The following is a 19,612-nucleotide window of genomic DNA, read 5'->3' on the forward strand; positions in this document are numbered from 1 at the left end:
TATAAGTACCTCTTCACCTTAGCCTTCATTAAGAAAGCATTGAAGCCTGATATTCAAAATGTGTGTTAGAAAAATAATGTGAAGAGAGTGGAACAAGTGTTCTACAAACAGTATACCTGGTATAATCTATTAAACTCTTTATTTGAAAGTGTGTAAGTGATACAATAATATAGCCGTTCCATATAATAGAAAAGTTGGGAGATAGGGTTAATGAGCAATTTTCTTAAAAACCTTAACTTAGATAGGTCTAAGATAAAAGAACAGGTAGTAGAGTATTGTACAGAGGAGTTTACAACTTACTCTGTTTCAGATATTAGGCATATGAACAATACATTGTATAGATGTGATGTGAGCGGGGATACTAAAGAAATAGTGGTCGACTTTTACTTTAAGGGTAATGGAACCACTACAATTAAACCTGTTGGACAAAATCCTGATGATTCATTTAAAATTGGATTGTATCTTAAAACAAATCTTTGTAATACTAATACTGCAGGGGCGTCGTATTCAATTCAAAGTGTAGAAAATGAGGTTGTAACTGTTCTCATAGAATATCTTCTTGAATTAAATGGTGTTGCAAAAATAAATGAAGACGTAACTGATTTATATACACTTTATAAGTTTAAAAGTTTACATGGAGATAAAGTAGTAATTAAATATTTTATAAATAAGCGACTACAAATACAAGGCAAGCCATTATATTTGTATCAAGAGATTACGTGCTTCTTAGCTGAGTATTTCCCTTTTGAAGATATTGTAAAAGCACAATCCGATTTTTTTAGTGTATCAATCACAAAAGAGGATATACAAGAGGAGTTTGACAACTTACTTCCAAGTTCTAAAGACTTCTTAGGTGAACGGTTAAAATCTATTTTATCTCCTGCTTTAGCTTATAGACAAATTGACATCTCCCTTCCCGACTATACTGGTTTTGTATTTCCAGTATTGCGTGCTTTGGAGGGATATATAAAATTACTCTTCCAAACGAAGAACATAAGAATTAAAAAGAGAAATGGTTTTGATGAATATATATTTTTCGATGGTCAAAAACACTTCCTTCGACCTGAAACAACTATTCAAATAAATTGTCCTGATACTTGTCACGCAATCGAAAGGTCTTTTAATTACTTCAACGAGCATAGAAATGAACTATTCCATGCAGATGGAATAGATGCTAATATAAGACTTGTGGAAACAAAACAAGAAGCAGTACGTATAATAGATAAAACTTTTCAAATTATTGAAGAGACCTATACATCTATTCCAGTCCAATCCTCAGTCTAACTCAATCAAAGGGAGGGTTTTAACTTGAAGACATTTAAACTTCAAAAAATAGAGGACCAGTCAGTATACTCATTTTTAATCTTGTCCACAAGTTATCTCAATCCTTTAGACGACTTGGATGAACTTGAAGACACACTGGGAAATGAATTTTGCGGAAAGATTCTGTTTGATTTACTGCTCTCTAATGGAAACTCCTCTAATAGATATATTGAAGCTAACTATAATGGGAAGTCTTTTGATTACGCTAGCTTTAAAATTCCGAATACGATCGATAAGAAGGTAAGGGATATCTCAACGTATTTTTATTCTAATAATGAACAATTTTTGAATAGTAATGTCGTTAGTAATGCATTTAAGTTCCTTCTCAAAAAGGGGCTTGTATAAATAAGAAGGTCTCTAGTCTCTTTGTAACTTAGAAGAGATTAGGGACTTTTTATTTCGGATAATGACTTTATTAATAATTGTCGATGCAAGAAATAATCAGGGATTCTCACGTCTGAATTTTTCCTTGTAATGATTAAATATGCTTAATTATTCGGTTTACAGAACTATATCATATGACTACTTTACATAAACATATCACCACTTTATAATTGAAATTGCAACATTAATACGAGAAGTAGTCTATATTCTTTAGATAGTGAATAAACGTGATTATACCAATAGATGAGCCGTTCTGCTCTTCAAAACGCTGCATCTGTAGCGGCTATGTTCTTGACTACTGAAGCAGTAATTGCTGACAAGCCAGAACCAGAAAAACCAGGTATGCCTGACATGGGCGGCATGGGTGGAATGGGCGGCATGATGTAATAAGGCTGATTAAGCCTTGAAATAGGGATGGATTAGAGGCTTCTCATGAGTTCATTGAACTTGTGGGAAGCTTCTTTTTTTGTGGTGTGCCTAGAAAAAACACTTGTAAATGGCTGCATCATAAAGCAGTTTGATTTAATTTTAAGATAGAGAATAGATTAATTTAAGAAAGTTAAATAAATGCACTTGAGCTTTCACTCTAGTGAATATATAATAAATGTAAGAGGTCGTTTCAGACCTGTATTTTTTTTAATAATTATTTAACTTACTTTATTAATTAAATTAAATAAAAGTATGGAGGACCTATGAAATCATTTCTGCCCAATGATATTAAAGATGAGAACAGGAAAATAGTCTTCGATATTTTGCTTCAACATCCTGAACTGGCGAAAGTCGAGATTTCAGAAAAAACAGCAATGAGCTTTGTTACTGTAAGCAAGATTGTCACTTTTTTTGAACAGATTGGTTTATTGACTGCCACTGGTGAAAGTCGAGAAGGCTCTGGCGGCTTGGGAAGAAAACGTACGGTTTACAGATTTAATGAAAACAGCTATACGACAATCGGAATACAGATTATTGGCAATACGATTACGGCGTTACTTATTAATCTACACGGCAAGATCATAGATTCGTATTCGATTGAAACAGATATTCCGTTCCATAGTCAGCAGTTCACTTCGGTATTTATAAAGCTTGTGGAAAATTTGAAGAGTAAAGCGAAGGAAACAAATAGTGTTGTTTTAGGGATTGGTATTGGCGTTGATGGCGCGATCAATATAAGAAAGAAAACGATTCGGATGAGAACTCATCACAATAAAGAAAACGATTTTGAGTATGAGTCTATTATTGAAAATCTCAAGCGTGAAGTGAATTTGCCTATTCTTCTGGAGAATGATGTGAACGCAGCGACTGTGGCGGAATTTCGGAATCTTGAAAACTCAGATCAAGCACCGACGAGTCTCGTTCATGTAGCTGCAGGTGATGGGGTCGGGGGCGGTTTGATTATCAACAAAGAGCTGCACCGCGGCGTTAATGCAAGAGCAGGCGAGCTGGAGTATATGTGCTTTGATTCAGAATACAAGCGGACTCCATCATCAGTTGGTTGGCTGGAAAGCAGATTAGCCATTAAGTACTTGCTAAGCGCATATGATTTGAATTCAGCTAATGACGTAGAAGCTTGCATTGATTATGTTTCGAAGAATCTGGCTTTAACGATTACAAATATAATCAGCATTCTGGATATCGATCAGGTCATTATTAGCGGTAAAACGGTAGCGCTGTTCCCGGAACGTATATTGGATCGTACGAAAAGCTATGTCGAGCAATATACGGAGTGGACTCCACAAATTTCTGTGAGTGACTTACATCAATCAACAGCAATGGGAGCAGCGATACTTATTCTCCAGCAAGAGATGATGAACGTCATTTCGGATTAAACAACAAGGAAGTGAACAATATGATCAGAATCTTTGATAACGAAGAAGAAGTAGCAAATGAAATTGCCAGAGAGATGAAAGATCGTTTAATTAACGATCAGCATCCCGTGTTCTGCCTGGCTTCAGGGAGTACTCCACAAAAAAGCTATCAGAAATTTTCCAATGATGCGGACCTCCAATCGAAAATCAAAAGGCTTCACATCGTTAGCTTGGATGAGTGGGTTGGTATAGATAAAAGCTCTGAAGGAAGCTGCTATCAGATGTTGAATCAAGATCTATTTTCGCAGATTTCACTGGATGGTAGCCAGATTGAATTTTTTAACGGAACATCGCCGGATATAGAGCAGGAATGTTTACGAATGGATCGCTTTATCGAGCAGCACCCGATTACCTTCAGCTTGATGGGCGTAGGTATGAATGGACATATTGGATTAAATGAACCTGGCGGCCCAGTATTGAATCGTAGTAGTGTTGTGGAATTGTCGGAAACGACTAAGATAGTCGCCCAAAAATATTTTCTTAAGCAGACTGAATTAAAGCAAGGCATTACATTAGGTTTGGAACAGATTGCAAGTAGTAAAAGAGTTGTTGTCGTCATAACTGGAGAGCGCAAAGCCGCTATCGTAAAGGAGATTCTCACAAATCCTGACGCACAACTGCCTGCCCAGCGATTGCTTGGTTATGAGCATATAGATTTCTATTTGGATGCTGCAGCAGCTAAATATATTGATCAGTCATCATAGTTGAGGAGCGTAAATATGGGTAGCTTCGTTATTGGAGTAGATATTGGAGGAACAAATATTAGGGTTGGATTAGTGAACGAGCAACTTGAACTTGTTCGGAAGGCGTCGGCATTAACAAGAGATTTCCAAGACGCTGACGAAATTTTCAAAGCTGTCAAGGAAATGACCGCGAAAGTTGATTATGAACAGCAAGCAAGTAAGATAGGCATTGTATTGCCGATTCCTTGGAATGATCAAACACAGATTATTCGAGATATAACCAATATTCCTTGCCTAGAGAATGTGAGTATCGAAACTATCAGGGCGTTCTTTCCAAATTATGAAGTGTCTTTTGAGAATGATGTAAACGTGATCACCGTGCTTGAATCGGATCATGGAGCTGCCAAGCCTTATAAACAATCCATTTATATAACGGTTAGTTCAGGAATTGGATGCGGCATTATACTTGATAAAAAAATTATTCAAGGCGCTCATGGATATGCGGGTGAGATCGGAAGCATGATTATTTCCGACAGCAAAAGAAACCATTCAACGTTGTATAACGGTACATTGGAATCTCTATGCAGCGGCACAGCTCTTGAAGCGGAAAGTAAGCTTTTATATGGTAGCGATGCCACCTCGGGTTTGCTGTTTGAACGCTATCATAGGGGGGACCAGCAAGCGATTGAAGTGATTGATAGATGGGTGGAGTACTTTTCCAACGCAATAGTTAATTTGATGCAAATCATTGATCCGAACATTATTGTTGTCGGAGGAGCGGTCATTCATCACAACCAGTGGCTGATTGATAGCGTTATTGAAAGCGCTAAAAAGAAAGTTCTTCCACACTTAAAAGAGAACATTAAAATCGTGTTGACTGAATTTGGACCTGATGCCGGAATGATTGGTGCCAGCTATAGCATTTATAAAAAAACAAAAGGAGCTTGAAGACCATGAAAAAGTTGAAGGTTGCGTTAATCGGAGCAGGAAGTGTTTCCTTTGGACTAGGAGCACTTCAAGATCTCGTGTTATCAGAACGTTTGAGAAATCAAGTAGAACTCGAAATCGCACTTATGGATATTGTAGAAGAGAATGTGAATAGAACGTACAAGTATGCAACCGAAATGTTTACGGCATTTTCTCATCCTGCGAAGATTTGGCAAACGACGAATTTGGAAGATGCCTTAAGAGAGGCTGACTTCTCCATCGTTGCGATTGAGGTAGAAAGATATCATTACTGGTCACAAGACTTCCACATTCCGCGCCGTTACGGTAGCAAACAGCTATATGGAGAAAACGGCGGACCAGGATCAATGTTCCACACCTTGAGAAATTTAGGTCCGATGCTGGAAATTGCAAAGACAATGGAGAAGGTATGTCCAGATGCCTGGCTGATTAACTATACGAATCCGGAAGCGAAGCTAGTGGAAGCCATCTCCAAATTAACTTCAATCAAAGTGGTGGGCTTGTGCCATGGTTTAGACATGGGGATTCATCAGCTAGCTGAATTCCTGGAGATGGATAGTAAAGATATTGCAGTTGAAGGCGGCGGATTGAACCACTTTGGCTTCTTTACGAAGATCTGGAACAAGAGTACGGGAGAGGATTTATACCCTCTATTCCATGACAAAGAAAAGCAAGCTAACCGTTTGGCACATTTCGATCATATTGGATTGTCCAGAACCTTGTACCATACGTATGGCTACTACCCTTACCCCGGGACTAACCATTGTGGAGAGTATATTTCTTGGGCAGAGGATTTCTATGCTGGACTACCTTTGCAGTTCCGTTACAATCCAATGAGCGAGCAGCTGTGGAAGAAGGACTCCAGAACACCTGAATTTGTATACTGTGCAAGTGGCAGTACTTTGGATAAAGGCTTATTCGAGAATACGCTGAATCAAGAGCAGTGGTCTGAGCAGGCTTATCTATTTGATAAAGATAAGGTTCAAATTAGTAATGAATATGCAATACCAATTATTGAAGCGATTTTCTTCGACGATGAAATCGAGTTGAATGCTGTTAATATGCCAAACCACGGCGCTATTAAAGGACTTCCAGAGGATATGGTTGTTGAAACACAAGCGATCGTTAATAAAAAGGGTATCGTATTTAAGCCAATGACGGTTGAACTGCCAACTGCCATTATCGGAATGATCCATATTCAAGGTACAATCCATAAGCTGTTACTTGAGGCGTTTCTTGAAGAGTCGAGAACAAAATTGCTGCAAGCGATCCTGCTTGATCCGCAAGCACCAACCTACTATCAAGCTTGTGCGATGATCGATGAAATGTGTGAGCTGCAAAAAGAAATACTGCCAAAGCTGGAGTGGAAGTAAGACATCTTTAATAAAAACGGCCTCAGTCTGATGAAATTCAGAACTGAGGCCATTTATTTTGCATTACATATTATTCAGAATCTGCATCCAGAAAAGGTTGTACTAAACGACGTACCTCATCGGTTGCATTCGTCTCCATCAATTGATTTCTTAGTTCGTCGGCTCCGTCAAATCCACGAATATAGATTTTGAAGAAGCTTCGAAGTGGATTAAACAGACGTGGTTCAACCTCTTTTGAATATTTATCGTGAAGATCTAGATGGAAAAGTAGAAGGTTAAGAAGCTCCTCCACACTATGTTCTTTAGGTTCTAGTTCGAAAGCATATGGATTTTTGAAAATACCGCGGCCAATCATGACTCCATCAACCCCGTATTGCTCTACTAATTTCAAGCCCGTTGCACGGTCAGGAATATCCCCATTAATGGTTAGCAACGTATTTGGGGCGATCTCATCGCGTAATTTTTTGATTTCGGGGATGAGCTCCCAGTGTGCATCTACTTTGCTCATCTCTTTTTTTGTACGGAGGTGTATGGACAGATTCGCAATATCTTGTCTCAATACATTTCCTAACCAATCGCGCCACTCATCAATTTCGCTATATCCTAATCTTGTTTTAACACTAACCGGCAATCCACCAGCTTTAGTCGCTTTAATAATTTCTGCTGCCACTTCAGGATGTCGAATTAATCCAGCACCTTTTCCATTGGTTGCGACGTTTTTTACTGGGCATCCCATGTTTATATCGATACCACGAAAACCAAGTTTTTTCATATCCATGCTCATTCGTTCAAAATACTCCGGGTTATTGCCCCAAATATGAGCGACCATCGGTTGTTCATCTTCCGTGAACCTTAATCGAGTAAGCACACTTTCCTTTACCTTTAATTTAGGGTGACAGTAGTATTCTGTATTTGCGAATTCCGTGAAGAACACATCGGGTTTTGCAGCTGCACTAACCACGTGACGAAATACAACATCTGTGACATCTTCCATAGGTGCCAATATAAAAAACGGCTTCGGTAAATCAAGCCAAAAATTTTGTTCGTTACTCATAAGCTCTCCTTCTTTTGCAACATTTTGCCCATCATACATAGTATCATTTCTTTTCGTTTAATGCACAGAATTAAAAATGAAAAGCCTCTCGTAGGAAAACGAGAGGCCTTTCATTCTGTTAAGCATTAGATAGTTTTGTACTGTCTAATTGACGGACGGGGCAATTCACAGTTTAATATGCCTCATTCTAATTCTTGTTCTAAAACAGTTTTTACTAAACGACGTACTTCATCTGTTGATCTTGTATCCATTAATTGGTTTCTTAATTCGCTTGCGCCTCTAAATCCACGAACATAGATTTTGAAAAAGCGAAGAAGTGGTTTAAATGAACGTGGCTCGAGTTCATTTGAATATTTATCGTGAAGATCCAACTGTAATAGAAGTAAATTGAGAAAATCCTTTGGACTATGTTCTTTAGGTTCTTTTTCAAAAGCAAATGGATTGGTGAAGATGCCGCGGCCAATCATGACACCATCAACGCCGTATTGTTCAACTAGCTTTAATCCTGTTGCGCGGTCCGGGATATCTCCATTTATAGTTAATAACGTATTCGGAGCAATTTCATCGCGTAATTTTTTGATCTCAGGGATTAGCTCCCAGTGTGCATCTACTTTGCTCATTTCTTCTTTTGTACGAAGGTGAATGGAAAGATTCGCAATATCTTGCTTCAATATATGTGTTAACCAATCCCGCCACTCATCAATCTCAGAGTAACCCAATCTTGTTTTAACACTAACCGGCAATCCACCGGCTTTTGCTGCTTGAATAATTTCTGCTGCAACCTCAGGATGTAGTATTAATCCAGCACCTTTTCCATTGGATGCGACGTTTTGTGCGGGGCATCCCATGTTTAAATCGATACCGCGAAAACCAAGTTTTTTCATATCAATACTCATCTGTTCAAAAAATACAGGTTTATCACCCCAAATATGAGCGACAATTGGTTGCTCATCTTCTGTGAACGTTAATCGACCACGTACACTGTCTTTTCCTACAGGGTGACAATAGCTTTCTGTATTAGTGAATTCTGTGAAAAACACGTCGGGTTTGGCAGCTTCACTAATCACGTGACGAAATACAACATCTGTGACATCTTCCATTGGTGCTAATATAAAAAACGGCTTCGGTAAATCAAGCCAAAAGTTTTGTTCGTTACTCATATTCTCTCCTCTTGTTGCGATATATAAAAACATATAAGTTATAGCAAAGACCTTTTACCCAACATACATAGTATCATTTTTTTTCGTTTATTGCACAGAAGAAAGGAGAATACATATAGCGAAATCAATATACATAGCTTATAGCTTGAAGTGCTAAAATAAGATGTATAAAGCTTTATTAATGGCAACATGAGATAACAATACAGTAGAAGTGGTGAAGATATGGGGATAACTGTAAAAGATATGCTGCAACTTCCTTCCTTTCGAGGAGCAAAGGTGCTAACTGGAAATAATAATCTACACCGCACCATTTCTTCTTTATCCGTACTAGAGGTTTCAAATGCGGATTATTCTTCTCGAATTGTCCATTCCATTCAAGAAGAGTGGTATGCGGAAGAGATAGTGATCAGCTCTTTTTACTCCATTAAGGACAGTGTAGAGAAACAGTGTGAAACGATTGAGTACTTGCACGAGCTTGGAGAAGTAGGGTTGATCTTATACTATGTAGGAATTATCATTCCTGAAGTAGCTGACGAGGTACTGCAATTAGCAGAGTCCAAAAATTTCATCATCATTTGTATGCCGGAAAATGATTTTTCACTTCGTTACAACGAAGTGATTTATGAAGTGATGGAAGCGATTGTTCTGAACAATCAGACGATCAATGATAATTTTGTAAATGAAGCGTTAGAGAAAGTATCCCTTTTGCCAGAACACTCACGGAGCGTCGAAATTACGCTGAAAATATTGTCTGATCGGCTGAAAGCGAACGTCATCCTGACGAACACCCAGTTAGATATCGTAAATCAAGTAATGTGGCCCCGTAATTCATCGTTAAACGTGGGGTATATTATTGAGACCTACGCCCCCTATTTGATGAATATGACGAAAGGACAAGCAGAGCCTGTTTCAAATTGCTATGTGGAATACAAGAGTATTCATCAAAAAAACGGAGAAGCGCTGCATTTATTTTTGATTAAAGAGAACTCAAAATTACCTGCGAAGACCATCGATAAAATCAGCGAGGTTGTACAAGTAGCGATCAATTTGTGGGGGGATAAGCATAACGAGGTTAGCGAATATGCCTTGGTAAAAGCAATTATTAATGATGAAAGCGAAAAAATGCGAAGACTGGCTCATTTTCTCCACATTGATGTCTCTTCCATTCAGATGATGTGGTTAGTATATATTCACGATTTATCGCAAGAGAAACAAATTCGTGAAGAGCTGGAAGAGCATTTGTTCAAATATTATAAAACGGCGGTCATTCAAACTATCGATCATTGTATAATAGCCCTCATGGGAAATTGCTCTTACAAGTACAATGAGTATGAAATTGCAGCGGAGTATATTGACACGACGAATTCAGCTCCGCTTATATCCGAAATGGTCTATGCTCCCCGAATGAGAAATACACAAGACGTACGACGCATGTATCGGCTGGTGAACAGTGTGGGACGGAAAGTTCATCTGATGTATGAGCATCGTAAATTGTACACAGCAGCCGAGATGCGTTCTATGAAACAAGCTATTGAGTTAAGTGAACAGGGAGAAGAAATCCTTGAAGAATGGATGTCTGTGATTGATCCCATTCTAGGTGATCCAGAGTCGATAAAAACACTCATAACCTTCTTGTTAGATGCAAAGGGGAATTTTGATAACTGTGGGAAAATGCTGTTTGTTCATAAAAATACAGTAAAATATCGTATTAGAAAGATCAGTGAATTAATAGGTTATGATGTAACCGTCAACTCTGAATCTTACGATGTGTATATCGCTTGCATGATTTATCGACTCACACATAGCTAGTATAATCCGTAGTTTTTGTCGAATAAGACAAAAATCACGGATTTTTTTTTATTTTAGAAAAAGACGTAATCCCATGGTTCCTTCTATAATAAGAAAAATTACTTTTCGAGGAGGAGAACTAACATGAGAAAGGACGGAGCACCTCAGTCTTGGTTCACTCTGGGGATGGTATGGGCCGGAGCGGTGATCAGTATACCTGGCCTCCTGGTTGGGAATACGTTGATATCTGGTATGAGCTTACCTATGACATTATTGATCGCATTTTTAGGGTACGCCATTATCGTTGTCCTTATGATACTTCAGGGGATTCAGAGTACGGATCTTGGGAAAACAACCGTTCAAGTCGCAGCCCAAGTCTTTGGCAAAAAAGGCTCGCGAACGATTTTATCCATTATTCTCGCTATTGCTTGCCTCGGTTGGTTCGGGATTCAGGCTAATGTATGCGGGGCGGCACTGGCGAACCTGCTGGCGGAGTATGGAGTGATAGTCCCAGTTCCCCTTGCTTCTTTAATTAGCGGTTTGGTTATGGTGGTCTCAGCAATGTACGGAATGAAAGTGCTGAGAGTACTTAGTTATATTGCAGTACCTTTATTAATCGTGATTTGCATATATGGTTTAGTTCAAGTGTTCACTATGGATTCCGTGCAGAACATTTGGAGCTACCAGCCTGAGAAGCATATGAATTTCATGGATGGCTTAGCTGTAACAATAGGCTCATTTGCCTTAGGGGCTGTCATTGCAGGCGACTACTCTCAGTTCTCAAGAAAACGTTCTGACGTATTAAAGGCAGCATTAATCGGAATCGTTCCTTCTGGCGTACTGATGATTAGTGTGGGTGCTATTTTATCGATTGCTTACCAGACTAGCGATATTGCGGCCGTCTTTATAAATATTACAACGCCTTTTATCGGGGGTACTGTTTTGATTCTGGCTGCTTGGAAAACGAATATGGTCAACGCAATCTCGGGTGGATTTGCGCTTACCAATGTATTGCATATTTCCAAAGAAAAAGAGAAATGGGCAGTAGGGATTGCTGGACTCATCGGGACTGTACTCGCTGTGATCGGTATCTTGAATTATTTCACGCCAGTGATGTCGATCTTGTCAGCTATGGTTCCGCCGGTAGCAGGGGTAATGATTGCATCCTATTGGATCATGAATAAAGGCGATAAGAACCGTTGGAAGGAAACAGAGGGCGTTAATCCTCTAGGGGTATTTTCTTGGCTGGTCGGATCCATTATTGCTTGTATGCCCGTTGTGCTGTCCTTTTTCCCAAGCTTACCTCAATTATCAAATCAGCCATTACTCGGTATCGTCATTTCATTTGTCTTATATATTGTCTGCTACCGATTTACTGCCTCAAAAACTGTCATATTGGAGGGAAATAAATGAGATATTTAGATGAACAATCAATTGAACATATTGCCGTAGGCGCTGCATTTTTAGGCACAGGTGGAGGAGGAGATCCTTACATCGGTAAACTCATGGCTCTTTCGGCTATTGAAAAGTACGGACCTGTAAGACTTTATTCTGTGGATGAAATCGAGGATGAAGACTTTTTCATTCCTTCCGCCATGATGGGTGCGCCTTCTGTATTAGTGGAGAAATTTCCGAAAGGCGATGAGTTTGTTAAGGTATTTCAGATGCTGGCCAAATATTTGGGCAGAGATAAAATTACAGGCACGTTTCCGATGGAAGCAGGCGGAGTCAATTCGATGATTCCGATCGTCGTTGCAGCACAGCTGAATTTACCGCTTATTGATTGCGACGGGATGGGTAGGGCATTTCCTGAATTGCAGATGGTGACGTTTAACCTGGATGGCATTTCGGCTGCGCCGCTCGCAATTTCGGATGAAAAAGGAAACATTGGTATTTTTGAGACGATCGATAATAAATGGACCGAACGGTTAGCCCGTACAGCTACAGTGGAGATGGGAGCTAGTGCTTTGGTAAGTCTGTATCCAACGACTGGGGCTCAAATCAAGAACAGCGGTGTCCATAACATCGTGACGCTATCTGAGCAGATCGGAGAGATCATTTCTTCCAACAACAGAGATGCAAAAGACAAGCTTGAAGAGCTTCTAAACCTGACATCCGGTTACGAGCTGTTTCAAGGGAAAATAACAGATGTCATCCGGGAAACCAAAGGCGGCTTCAATTTTGGGGAAATGAACCTAGAGGGCATTGAAGGAAATAAAGAGGAGCAGATGAAGGTATATTTTCAAAATGAGAATCTGCTTGCCAAGAAAAATGGCCAGGTTGTAGCCATGACCCCGGATTTAATATGCTTAGTCGATTATGAAACTTTATTGCCTGTTACAACAGAGAGCTTGAAATATGGAAAACGCGTACGCGTCATTGGCTTACCGGCACATCCTAAATGGAGAACGGAAAAAGGAATCGAAACGGTAGGACCGAGATACTTTGGGTATGATTACGATTATGCTCCTATTGAAGAATTGGTGAGTAAGGCGGTGGCTAAACATGTTTAGAATTGGAATAGATGTAGGTGGCACGAATACCGATGCTATTATTTTGGACGAGCAAAGCCGATTAATTCATAGTGTTAAATCTCCAACGACACTGGATATAAAAACGGGGATTGAGACGTCACTGCGTAATGTATTGAAGGAAGCGAGCATTGATAAAACGAAAATTACACATGCGATGCTCGGGACAACGCAGTGTACTAATGCTATCGTAGAACGGAAGAAATTAGCCAAGGTCGGTGTGATTCGGTTAGGATTCCCTGCTACCGCTTCTGTTCTGCCATATACGGCTTGGCCTAAGGACATGGTAGAAAAACTATCAGGAAACTTTGCATTAGTTCATGGTGGATATGAATATGATGGTAAATTACTCAGTGAGCTCGATGAGCAGGAGATTAAAGAGCTTCTAGTCGAATGGAGAGATAAAGTAGAATCTATTGCCATCATTGGTGTTTTCTCATCCATTAAAAATGATCAGGAGCTCAAGGTTCGAGACTTAATCTGGAAAGAATACGGGGAAACTTATCCGGTTTCTTGCTCCTCCTTGATCGGATCTGTTGGCCTGATTGAACGTGAGAATGCAACCATACTGAATGCGGCTTTATGCAAAGTCATCGAGACCACTAGCACAGGTTTTGAAAATGCGTTAGAAGCAGAAGGGATTCAAGGCGCTGAAGTGTACTTATGCCAAAATGACGGTACGCTTATGTCCATTGAATATGCTAAGCAATTCCCAATTCTTACAATTGCCTGTGGACCAACGAATAGCATCCGGGGAGCTTCTTATTTAGCGAACATTAAAGATACAATGGTACTCGATGTTGGCGGCACCACATCGGATATCGGTGTCTTGCAGGATGGATTTCCAAGAGAGTCCTCTGTAGCGGTGGAAGTAGGAGATATTCGCACAAACTTTAGAATGCCGGATATCATCTCTGTAGGACTTGGCGGCGGAAGCATTGTTCGCGTAGACAATGGTCAGATTACAGTAGGGCCGGATAGCGTGGGCTATAAGATCGCAGAAGAAGCGCTCGTATTTGGTGGGAGCACCCTGACTACGACGGATATTGCGGTTCGTCTCGGGTTAGCTGACGTGGGAGACAAAAGCTTAGTAAGCCACATTGATGAAGAATTTGCCAAACAAGTCCTGTCCGTCATTTCTTCGATCATAGCGAAGGCGATTGATAAGATGAAAACTTCTTCCGAGGATGTACAGATTGTACTCGTAGGCGGGGGCGGTGTTATTATTCCAGATGAGATTCCCGGCGTAGCCAGCATTATTAAAGTAGAGAACGGTGGAGTTGCCAATGCCATCGGTGCATCAATTTCTCAAATTAGCGGACAGTATGAACAAATATATATTTATTCACGAGAGCCGCGAGAGCAGTCATTAAGAGATGCTGAGGAAAAAGCGGTGAAACAAGCGGTAATGGCAGGAGCCGATCCAACGACGATTAAATTGGTTGAGGTTGAAGAGACACCACTTGCTTATCATCCCGAAAATGCAACCCGGTTAAGAGTTAAAGTTGTAGGTGAAATGAGCTAGAAAGCATTTAAAACAACTCCATGATGTAAAACTAGAAGCTTCGCATGAGTTCTTTGAACTTGTGTGAAGCTTCTTTTTATGAGAAATAGGATTGATCAATATAGTCTAAATGAGTATTATGAGTAGGTATGTTCTTATAAAAATAGAGATAAATAGGATGGAGAGCACCATGAAAACATCACGTCAGAGCGCATTGATTTTCTCGTTTACTTTTATGGCTTTTATTCTGGGTACAACGGAGTATATTATTGTTGGTTTACTCTCAGAAATATCCTCGAGCCTCGGAGTAACGCTAGCGACAGCCGGGGGCTTGGTATCTGGTTTCGCGATCGCTTATGCCATTGGCACACCGATTATGATGTCCTTGTTCAGCCGTGTTCCGAAACGAACTACGATTCTTGTGTCACTTGTATTAATTCTGTTACTGAATTTATGGAGTGCTATAACAGGAAGCTACAGTATGCTGCTGGTGACTAGAATAGTTACTGCAGTGCTATGTGGTTTTGTTCTTTCTGTAGCCATTACAGTAGCGAATGAAGCGGTTGATCCGGAGAAGAGAGGTAAAGCGATTGCTACCATTTTGAGCGGCTTCGCTGTGGCGAATGTATTTGGTGTACCGATCGGCACTTTTGTAGGGCAGTTCTTCAACTGGCCAGCAGCATTTGTTCTGAATGGGGTATTAGCCGGAATTGCTATAGCGCTAAATTATGCTTATATTCCACGCAAACTACCGAAGCCTGTGCCCAGCTCACTCAAGGATCAGATCGAACTGCTCACGAATGGGCGTATTATTCTCGCCTTTCTCATTCCGGTTACGGCAGTAGGAGCGGTATTTGTGATGTACACTTACATTACACCATTGCTGGAGCAAGTGATGAATATTCCTAAGAGCTCGGTAAGTGGCGTACTGTTTGTTTACGGAATTGCCACGATTGTCAGCAACTGGATCGGGGGCAAGGTTGCGACTGGAAATGCGGTAAGTAAGCTTAGATTCGTATTTCTTATCCAAGCTGTGGTCTATATAGTCTTTAGTATGACCGCATCAATCTCGATTCTAGGAATGATCGTACTAATGATGCTAGCCGTAATGTCGAGTATTGTGAGCGCACCGGCCCAGCTCTATTTGATAGATTTGGCCAAGCAGTACTCACCACGCTCGAAGGATCTTGCTGCATCGTTGAATCCAGTAGCGTCTAACCTGGGAATCGCAGGCGGATCTGCGATTGGTGGAGTGGTTGCCGGGCATGGAGGGTTAATTTCCCTTCCTATAGCTGCTTCTATCCTGGCGATATCGGCATGTGTGATTGCGTTGATATGCTATAAGTTGGATCAGCAAAGCCAGGCAACGGTTATTCATCGTGAGGTAGCCTAGGCTATTTCAGCTCATCGTAAGAACTGGTCACATTAAATACTCTTATTTAAAGACAAGACTACTTCCTAAACAGGAGGTAGTCATTTTTTAACGCTATACGTTATCTACAGGATTGTCTAACGGAATTATCAAATGATGCTGCGCCCGTCATTGAACTCGTCGCTTGGTCTGAAGCCGGTAATCGCGTGGAGTTAGATTACAGCTTCGGCGGAAGCTTTGTGAGAAATAGCTTTGGGAAGAAAAACCAGTAGATTCCGCAATTTGAGAGATGGAGAGATCCGTGGTTTCTAGTAACTCCTTACTGGCACGAAGCCTGACCTCAATTAAATAATTGATGGGTGACATTCCATAATATTTTGCAAAGGTATGCACCAGATAATACTTGCTGAAATGTGCTTTTTCTGCCAGATAGTCAAGTGAAATCTCCTCTGAATAGTTAGAGTCAATATAACGTTTGATCCTGCTACATACCTTGTTAGCCTTTTGAGTAGCCACTACGGAAAATGGATGGCCAGAGTTTCTCATTAATATAGTGACTACAACCTCTAGTAAGTTTTGACAAATGGCCTCATAGTTTGCATCTTTATTTTCCGTTTCCCGAAGCATAGCGTTGAAATAGAAGGATAGCTCATCCCTCTGATTACGATAATTGATGATCTCATGATTTCGGCTAGCACTTCGATCGCCAAAGTCAAAGCTCATCCCCTCAACCGCAAGCACGACATATTCAAGTGGATCACTACTAACCGATAGCTCGGTATGCTCGACATTCGGGTTCACAATAACTAGATCGTCTTGCTTCACTGGATAGATTTCATCCTCTACAATGAAGTTTCCCCGCCCGCTTCGGACATAAAAAAGCTCGGAAAAATTATGAGAATGACGCATGCTGTACCAATCACCTTCATAAATAGAGGAACTGACATAGATTAACTTGGCGGGAATTTCTCCACGTCCTTTACCAGGTAACGAATAACGTACATTTCCCAAATAAGGTCAGTCCTTTGCGTTGATATAAGCTTACTTTACCACAATTACTAGACTGCATAACAATAAATTGAAATAGTCAATAATTTATAAATAAATTCTAATAAAGCAAGATATATAAAATGAACGGCAACATGTTTGTTGAAAGAAACTCGAACGATCAGATAAGATAAGGGAGTAAGAAAGCTCCTACGTACGCGGATTACAGCACTAATAAAAAGATAAATATGGAGGGTTATTATGAGAAAAGTTCTTAGCCTTGCACTTACAGCTGCACTGTCTCTAAGTCTTGCGGCCTGTGGTGGTAATACTGAAAGTAATTCTAGTTCCACATCTCCAGATGCCACCAACACATCGAAGAATTCTAATTCGACTGCCGAAACTCGTACTCTTAAGCTAGCCGCTTTAGAAACCGCTTACGGATCTGATGTATGGAAAGAGATTATATCTGGATTTGAAAAAGCTAACCCTGGAGTAAAGGTTGAATCAACCATCGACAAAAGTCTTGAAGATGTTATCGGACCGGGTATGAAATCAGGGGATTTTCCTGACGTCATCCATCTTGCCGTAGGTCAGCCTAAGGGTTTGACAGAAACCTTCATTAAAGACAATAACCTCACTGATCTCACAGACGTGCTTTCAATGACAGTCCCAGGTGAAAGCGTTACTGTTAAGGACAAGCTCATTCCTGGGTTTACGGATACAACCATTACGAACCCTTACGGTGATGGGAAAACCTTCCTGATGCCGATGTTCTATAGCCCAACAGGTCTGTTCTACAATGCTGACTTACTTGAGAAGAAAGGCTGGGCGGTCCCTACGACTTGGGATGAAATGTGGGAATTAGGAGACAAAGCTAAGGCTGATGGAATTGCATTGTTCTCCTATCCAACGACCGGTTATTTCGATTCATTCTTCTATGCTTTGCTTAACGAAGTTGGGGGTCCTGATTTCTTCACCAAAGCGACGCATTACACAGAAGGAATATGGCAAACACCAGAAGCAACACAAGCATTTGATATTATTAATAAGTTAGCTTCCTATACTGAAAAAACAGTTCCGGCGAATGGAAATAAAGACAACTTCACTAAGAATCAACAGCTTATTCTTGATAACAAAGCTATCTTCATGCCAAACGGTACATGGGTTGTTGGTGAAATGGGTCAAGCACCTCGTGCTGAAGGATTTAAATGGGGATTCACTGCTCTACCAGCTGTAAAAGCTGGTGGTGATAGATACTCCTACACCTTCTTTGAACAAATCTGGGTTCCTGCGAAAGCTAAAAATGCAGATCTTGCAAAACAATTTATTGCTTATCTTTATTCAGATGAAGCAGCAGGCATTTTTGCTAAAGTAGGTGCAGTCCAACCTATTAACGATATGGCAGGCAAATTGGAAGGTGACAATAAACTCTTCTATAGCATCTATGATGGTGGTGCAAAGGCAGCTATGGGGGCATTTGCTACAACAGATCCGGTTGAAGGGGTAAGTATTTCGGATACCGTATTTGGTACCGTGGATTCCCTTGTGACTAAGGCTAAGACACAAGCACAGTGGGTTGAAGCGATTACGAAAGCAAGCGATCAGTTACGTGGAGCGTTGAAATAATTAAAGGCAATGCTGGATACCAATTCAATCTGTGAACAATGGTGGCATGCGCGAAGCTGCCACCATTATTTTTACCTTAAGAAGGAGATGGACCAATGGAAATCAAGAAAGGACAAGGGCGTTTTATTTTCTTCTGTGTTGCTCCCGCCATAATCCTATTCGTTGTTTTTCTAATTATACCTACAATCAATGTATTCCGTATGTCCACGTACAAATGGGGTGGATACACAGATGACAAAACCTTTGTAGGGCTGCAAAATTTCGAGAAGCTTTTTCAAAGTGATAAATTTTATCAAGCGTTTCAGAACAGTCTTCTACTGATCATTTTAGTTACGATCATTACGTTTGCTTTTGCGCTAGTGTTCGCGTCCATGCTTTCACGAGAAAATCTAAAAGGACAAAATGTATTACGAGTTATCTTCTACATCCCGAACATTCTATCTGTTGTTGTTATCAGTGCAATATTCTCTGCAATTTATGATCCAAATAGTGGGCTGCTAAATGCATTCTTAAATTTATTCCGCGGAGCAACATCAGACCCAACACTTTGGTTGGGTGATCAGAAGATCGTTATTTTCTCACTCGCAGGCGCTATGATCTGGCAGGCTATCGGTTATTACATGGTTATGTATATGGCAAGTATGGCAAATATCCCTGAAAGCTTATATGAATCCGCTGACCTTGAAGGTGCAAGTAGGATACATCAATTCTTCACTATTACGATCCCTTTAATCTGGACAAATATCCGTACAACCCTTACCTTTTTCGTCATCAGCACAATCAATATGAGCTTCCTATTTGTTGTGGCGATGACCGGAGGCGGGCCTGACGGTTCTACTGAGGTATTCTTGAGCTATATGTACAAAGAGGCGTATACCAACTCTTCGTATGGTTATGGTATGGCAATCGGTGTAATTGTGTTCCTGTTCTCATTCGCACTAGCTGCTATCCTAAACGCAGTCACTAGACGTGAACATTTGGAATATTAAGGAGGGG

General features: G+C 40.4%; 16 protein-coding genes and 1 pseudogene. 14 read left to right on the plus strand and 3 right to left on the minus strand.

Annotated features, from left to right (window positions below; all coding sequences use genetic code 11):
* Positions 1-210: 210 nt before the first annotated feature.
* The 7 genes and pseudogenes from R50345_RS04835 (at position 211) to R50345_RS04860 (ending at position 6,591) form a co-directional block, all read left to right on the plus strand.
* A complete protein-coding gene (locus tag R50345_RS04835) occupies positions 211-1,284 on the plus strand; it encodes a type II toxin-antitoxin system RnlA family toxin (RefSeq protein ID WP_042124555.1) in 1,074 nt (357 codons plus the stop codon).
* Between the two features lie 24 nt (positions 1,285-1,308).
* The gene (locus R50345_RS04840; RefSeq protein WP_052414468.1) at positions 1,309-1,668 is read left to right on the plus strand and encodes a type II toxin-antitoxin system RnlB family antitoxin; all 360 of its coding nucleotides are present in this window, start codon (positions 1,309-1,311) and stop codon (positions 1,666-1,668) included.
* A 282-nt stretch (positions 1,669-1,950) separates the two neighbouring features.
* Positions 1,951-2,094: pseudogene (locus tag R50345_RS30650) on the plus strand (TCP-1/cpn60 chaperonin family protein); the annotation flags it as partial.
* A 305-nt stretch (positions 2,095-2,399) separates the two neighbouring features.
* Positions 2,400-3,530, plus strand: coding sequence for an ROK family protein (locus tag R50345_RS04845; RefSeq protein ID WP_042124556.1), 1,131 nt, complete (start codon positions 2,400-2,402; stop codon positions 3,528-3,530).
* A gap of 20 nt (positions 3,531-3,550) precedes the next feature.
* Positions 3,551-4,273, plus strand: a complete 723-nt coding sequence (locus R50345_RS04850; RefSeq protein WP_042124558.1) for a 6-phosphogluconolactonase — start codon at positions 3,551-3,553, stop codon at positions 4,271-4,273.
* A 15-nt stretch (positions 4,274-4,288) separates the two neighbouring features.
* On the plus strand, positions 4,289-5,200 hold the full coding sequence (locus tag R50345_RS04855) for an ROK family protein (protein WP_042124560.1): 912 nt from the start codon (positions 4,289-4,291) through the stop codon (positions 5,198-5,200).
* A 5-nt stretch (positions 5,201-5,205) separates the two neighbouring features.
* Entirely contained in the window at positions 5,206-6,591 is a 1,386-nt protein-coding gene (locus R50345_RS04860) for a family 4 glycosyl hydrolase (protein ID WP_042124563.1), read from the plus strand.
* Positions 6,592-6,661: 70 nt separating this feature from the next.
* Here the strand turns inward: R50345_RS04860 and R50345_RS04865 are convergent, their stop codons facing one another.
* Together R50345_RS04865 and R50345_RS04870 are read right to left on the minus strand one after the other, a co-directional pair.
* Positions 6,662-7,645: a tRNA dihydrouridine synthase gene (locus R50345_RS04865; RefSeq protein WP_042131871.1), complete on the minus strand. Its 984-nt coding sequence runs from the start codon at positions 7,643-7,645 to the stop codon at positions 6,662-6,664.
* 182 nt (positions 7,646-7,827) lie between these two features.
* Positions 7,828-8,805, minus strand: a complete 978-nt coding sequence (locus R50345_RS04870) for a tRNA dihydrouridine synthase (protein WP_042124565.1) — start codon at positions 8,803-8,805, stop codon at positions 7,828-7,830.
* Between the two features lie 222 nt (positions 8,806-9,027).
* On the opposite strand from R50345_RS04870, the gene R50345_RS04875 reads away from it, so the two are divergent.
* The 5 genes from R50345_RS04875 (at position 9,028) to R50345_RS04895 (ending at position 16,021) form a co-directional block, all read left to right on the plus strand.
* Complete coding sequence (locus tag R50345_RS04875; RefSeq protein ID WP_042124567.1) at positions 9,028-10,614, plus strand: PucR family transcriptional regulator; 1,587 nt, start codon at positions 9,028-9,030, stop codon at positions 10,612-10,614.
* Positions 10,615-10,737: 123 nt separating this feature from the next.
* Positions 10,738-12,006: a cytosine permease gene (locus R50345_RS04880; RefSeq protein ID WP_042124569.1), complete on the plus strand. Its 1,269-nt coding sequence runs from the start codon at positions 10,738-10,740 to the stop codon at positions 12,004-12,006.
* Positions 12,003-13,106 carry an S-methyl thiohydantoin desulfurase family protein gene (locus R50345_RS04885; protein ID WP_042124571.1) on the plus strand — a complete coding sequence of 368 codons (1,104 nt, stop codon included), beginning with the start codon at positions 12,003-12,005 and terminating at the stop codon, positions 13,104-13,106. The genes R50345_RS04880 and R50345_RS04885 overlap by 4 nt, the downstream gene beginning before the upstream one ends.
* A complete protein-coding gene (locus tag R50345_RS04890; RefSeq protein WP_042124573.1) occupies positions 13,099-14,649 on the plus strand; it encodes a hydantoinase/oxoprolinase N-terminal domain-containing protein in 1,551 nt (516 codons plus the stop codon). Before R50345_RS04885 ends, R50345_RS04890 begins: the two co-directional genes overlap by 8 nt.
* Before the next feature lie 169 nt (positions 14,650-14,818).
* The gene (locus tag R50345_RS04895) at positions 14,819-16,021 is read left to right on the plus strand and encodes an MFS transporter (RefSeq protein WP_042131872.1); all 1,203 of its coding nucleotides are present in this window, start codon (positions 14,819-14,821) and stop codon (positions 16,019-16,021) included.
* A 147-nt stretch (positions 16,022-16,168) separates the two neighbouring features.
* On the opposite strand, the gene R50345_RS04900 is transcribed toward R50345_RS04895, so the two are convergent.
* Positions 16,169-17,011: an AraC family transcriptional regulator gene (locus tag R50345_RS04900; RefSeq protein ID WP_042124575.1), complete on the minus strand. Its 843-nt coding sequence runs from the start codon at positions 17,009-17,011 to the stop codon at positions 16,169-16,171.
* Positions 17,012-17,248: 237 nt separating this feature from the next.
* Between R50345_RS04900 and R50345_RS04905 the strand changes: the two genes are divergently transcribed.
* Together R50345_RS04905 and R50345_RS04910 are read left to right on the plus strand one after the other, a co-directional pair.
* Entirely contained in the window at positions 17,249-18,616 is a 1,368-nt protein-coding gene (locus R50345_RS04905; RefSeq protein ID WP_042124577.1) for a carbohydrate ABC transporter substrate-binding protein, read from the plus strand.
* 95 nt (positions 18,617-18,711) lie between these two features.
* On the plus strand, positions 18,712-19,605 hold the full coding sequence (locus tag R50345_RS04910) for a carbohydrate ABC transporter permease (RefSeq protein WP_042124579.1): 894 nt from the start codon (positions 18,712-18,714) through the stop codon (positions 19,603-19,605).
* Positions 19,606-19,612 lie beyond the last annotated feature (7 nt).

The organism is Paenibacillus sp. FSL R5-0345 (assembly GCF_000758585.1).
GTDB lineage: Bacteria > Bacillota > Bacilli > Paenibacillales > Paenibacillaceae > Paenibacillus_AQ.

Coding starts and splice junctions, on each gene's coding strand:
- R50345_RS04835 (WP_042124555.1), top strand. CDS start 211: ATGAGCAATTTTCTTAAAAACCTTAACTTAGATAGGTCTAAGATAAAA.
- R50345_RS04845 (WP_042124556.1), top strand. CDS start 2,400: ATGAAATCATTTCTGCCCAATGATATTAAAGATGAGAACAGGAAAATA.
- R50345_RS04850 (WP_042124558.1), top strand. CDS start 3,551: ATGATCAGAATCTTTGATAACGAAGAAGAAGTAGCAAATGAAATTGCC.
- R50345_RS04855 (WP_042124560.1), top strand. CDS start 4,289: ATGGGTAGCTTCGTTATTGGAGTAGATATTGGAGGAACAAATATTAGG.
- R50345_RS04860 (WP_042124563.1), top strand. CDS start 5,206: ATGAAAAAGTTGAAGGTTGCGTTAATCGGAGCAGGAAGTGTTTCCTTT.
- R50345_RS04865 (WP_042131871.1), bottom strand. CDS start 7,645: ATGAGTAACGAACAAAATTTTTGGCTTGATTTACCGAAGCCGTTTTTT.
- R50345_RS04870 (WP_042124565.1), bottom strand. CDS start 8,805: ATGAGTAACGAACAAAACTTTTGGCTTGATTTACCGAAGCCGTTTTTT.
- R50345_RS04875 (WP_042124567.1), top strand. CDS start 9,028: ATGGGGATAACTGTAAAAGATATGCTGCAACTTCCTTCCTTTCGAGGA.
- R50345_RS04880 (WP_042124569.1), top strand. CDS start 10,738: ATGAGAAAGGACGGAGCACCTCAGTCTTGGTTCACTCTGGGGATGGTA.
- R50345_RS04885 (WP_042124571.1), top strand. CDS start 12,003: ATGAGATATTTAGATGAACAATCAATTGAACATATTGCCGTAGGCGCT.
- R50345_RS04890 (WP_042124573.1), top strand. CDS start 13,099: ATGTTTAGAATTGGAATAGATGTAGGTGGCACGAATACCGATGCTATT.
- R50345_RS04895 (WP_042131872.1), top strand. CDS start 14,819: ATGAAAACATCACGTCAGAGCGCATTGATTTTCTCGTTTACTTTTATG.
- R50345_RS04905 (WP_042124577.1), top strand. CDS start 17,249: ATGAGAAAAGTTCTTAGCCTTGCACTTACAGCTGCACTGTCTCTAAGT.
- R50345_RS04910 (WP_042124579.1), top strand. CDS start 18,712: ATGGAAATCAAGAAAGGACAAGGGCGTTTTATTTTCTTCTGTGTTGCT.